The following is a 3,176-nucleotide window of genomic DNA, read 5'->3' on the forward strand; positions in this document are numbered from 1 at the left end:
TTCAAATGGCTATTCTACGTTTGATTGGTTTTGGAAAAAAAGAAGAATTTAAGAAAGTGCTAGCAATTTTAAGAAAGAAAAAGCCTGATAGGACAAGGATCCTATGAAATTTGTCGTGTACAGAGAGACAACATATAAGAAAGATCCTTATGCAAACATGTTTGGTGCGATCACATAACAAGAAATCCACGCCTCAATAGAAGCAGCTTATTTATAAAACAAAGAGAAACTTGCGAATTCAAAAACATTAGATCATTAAATGATATGTTTAAAAGTTCCTTTTCTGGTGCTCAGGAAGATAAAATCCTGATCTGAAAACTGACATTGCATCGCATTTTGCGCTATGCTGTGGGCTAAATTTTTTAACCGTTCTCTTGTATTACGTATATGACTACTCACATTGACTCTGAATACCAAGCCAGTGCGATTGAGCCTCAAGTCCAACAGGATTGGGAATCTCGCAAAGCCTTTAAAGTTGCCGACACTGTAGAAGGTCCACGTCGTTATATCCTCTCGATGTTCCCTTACCCAAGTGGCAAACTGCATATGGGTCATGTGCGTAACTATACGATTGGTGACGTAATCAGCCGTTTCCACCGTCTAAAAGGTGAAACCGTGTTGCAACCTATGGGTTGGGATGCATTCGGTCTACCTGCTGAAAACGCGGCGATTGCCCATCAGGTTGCACCTGCAAAATGGACCTTTGAAAATATCGATTACATGCGTAATCAGCTCAAAAAACTCGGTCTGTCGATTGACTGGGATCGCGAATTTGCAACTTGTACGCCTGAATACTACCGCTGGGAACAATGGTTATTCGTTCAGCTTTATAAGAAAGGTCTGATCTACCGTAAGCTTTCAACCGTAAACTGGGACCCTGTAGACCAAACTGTTCTTGCAAACGAACAGGTTGAAAATGGTCGTGGCTGGCGTTCAGGTGCATTGGTTGAAAAACGCGATATTCCAATGTACTACTTCCGCATCACAGATTATGCGCAAGAATTACTGAACGATTTAGAAACTTTAAAAGACGGTTGGCCACAACAAGTTTTGACCATGCAACGTAACTGGATTGGTCGCTCACAAGGGATGGAAATCACCTTCCCTTCAGCGAATCCTGAAGTGTATGCAGATGGCTTAACTGTATTTACCACTCGTGCCGACACTTTAATGGGCGTGACTTATGTTGCTGTTGCAGCAGAACACCCTATGGCACTAAAAGCAGCTGAAACTAACCCTGAATTACAAGCATTCATCGAAGAATGCCGTATGGGTTCTGTAGCAGAGGCCGATCTTGCAACTGCCGAGAAGAAAGGCATGGCAACTGGTCTTTCTGTAAAACACCCTATGACTGGTGAAGAAGTTCCGGTTTGGATCGCGAACTATGTATTGATGTCTTACGGTTCAGGTGCGGTGATGGCGGTTCCATCACACGATGAGCGTGACTTCGAATTTGCCAACAAATATGGCTTAACCATCAAGCAAGTGATTGATGCCAAAGGCGCAGATGATGCTGACTTTGATGCAACTCAATGGCAAGAATGGTACGGCTCTAAAGAAGGTAAACTGGTTAATTCAGGCGAATTTGACGGTTTAGATTTCCAGGGTGCATTTGATGCCTTCCTTGCAAAACTTGAGCCACAAGGTCTTGCCAACGTTAAAGTTCAATTCCGTCTACGTGACTGGGGTGTGTCTCGTCAGCGTTATTGGGGCTGTCCAATTCCGATGATCAACTGTGATACCTGTGGTCAAGTGCCAGTGCCAGAAGAGCAACTTCCTGTGGTTCTTCCAACTGACGTCGTTCCAGATGGTTCAGGTAACCCACTCAACAAGATGCCTGAATTCTACGAAACCAAATGTCCATGCTGTGGTGGCGACGCACGTCGTGAAACAGATACCTTGGATACATTCGTAGAGTCATCTTGGTATTATGCACGTTATGCATCTCCAGACTTTACAGATGGCATGGTCAAACCTGACGCAGGTCAAACCTGGCTTCCTGTAAATCAATACATCGGTGGTGTTGAACACGCGATTCTGCACTTGCTCTATGCACGCTTCTTCCACAAATTGATGCGTGATGAAGGCGTGGTACAAGGCAATGAACCGTTCACCAACTTGTTAACACAAGGTATGGTACTGGCTGATACTTACTACCGTGAAGCAGAATCAGGCAAGAAAACCTGGTTTAACCCTGCGGATATCGAGCTGGAAAAAGACGAAAAAGGTCGTGTGCTTTCTGCAAAATACACTGGTGATGGTCAAGAAGTCGTTGTTGGCGGTCAGGAAAAAATGTCGAAATCGAAAAACAACGGTATCGACCCGCAAGCAATTATTGACCAATACGGCGCAGATACTGCACGTGTATTCATGATGTTCGCTGCTCCACCAGATCAATCACTTGAATGGTCGGATGCAGGTGTAGAAGGTGCAAACCGCTTCCTGAAACGCGTGTGGCGTTTGGCAACAGGTTTCCTTGAACAAGGCAATGCAGCTACAACAATCGACAAAGCGGCACTTTCAACGGCTGCGCAAGACTTACGCCGTAAAACGCATGAAACCATCCAGAAAGTGGGTGATGACATTGAACGTCGTCATGCCTTCAACACTGCCATTGCAGCGATGATGGAATTGTTAAATGCGAACAACAAGTTCGAAGCGAAAGATGACAACGATGTTGCTGTTGCTCGTGAATCCATCACCACACTTCTGACTTTATTGGCTCCATTTGCGCCACACTTAAGCCAGACTTTATTGGCTCAGTTTGGTATTGAATTAACAACTGCTGCGTTCCCTGCTGTAGATAAATCTGCATTAACACGTAATACGCAAACGATTGTGGTTCAAATCAACGGTAAACTTCGTGGCAAGCTCGAAGTGTCTGTGGATGCATCTAAAGATGACATCTTGGCACAAGCCAAAGCATTGCCTGAAGTACAACAATTCTTGACCGGTCCAACCAAGAAAGAAATTGTGGTGCCGAATAAGTTAGTGAACTTGGTGGTTTAAGAATCCCTCCAAACCTCCCTTTGAAAAAGGGAGGCTTTCCCCACTGCTGTCCCATAGTTTGCTTTAAATAAAAAAACCTGAGTCCTAACAGTTAAAATATGAGTGCAAACAAACACTTTAACGACCAGGATTCAGGTTTTGTCACATCAGAATACCGTATTTCATGA

1 protein-coding gene is annotated in these 3,176 nt (G+C 44.1%); it reads left to right on the top strand.

Going from position 1 to position 3,176, the window contains the following annotated elements; translation table 11 throughout:
• The first annotated feature begins 387 nt into the window (after positions 1 to 387).
• A complete protein-coding gene (gene leuS / locus FTU91_RS15965; protein WP_180044564.1) occupies positions 388 to 3,009 on the top strand; it encodes a leucine--tRNA ligase in 2,622 nt (873 codons plus the stop codon).
• The last annotated feature ends 167 nt before the right edge of the window (positions 3,010 to 3,176 follow it).

Origin of the sequence: Acinetobacter sp. YH12201 (assembly GCF_013418145.1) — a bacterium.
Lineage (GTDB): Bacteria > Pseudomonadota > Gammaproteobacteria > Pseudomonadales > Moraxellaceae > Acinetobacter.

What these genes read in the sequence shown, in the direction of transcription:
- leuS (WP_180044564.1), top strand. Translation starts at nt 388, where the DNA reads ATGACTACTCACATTGACTCTGAATACCAAGCCAGTGCGATTGAGCCT.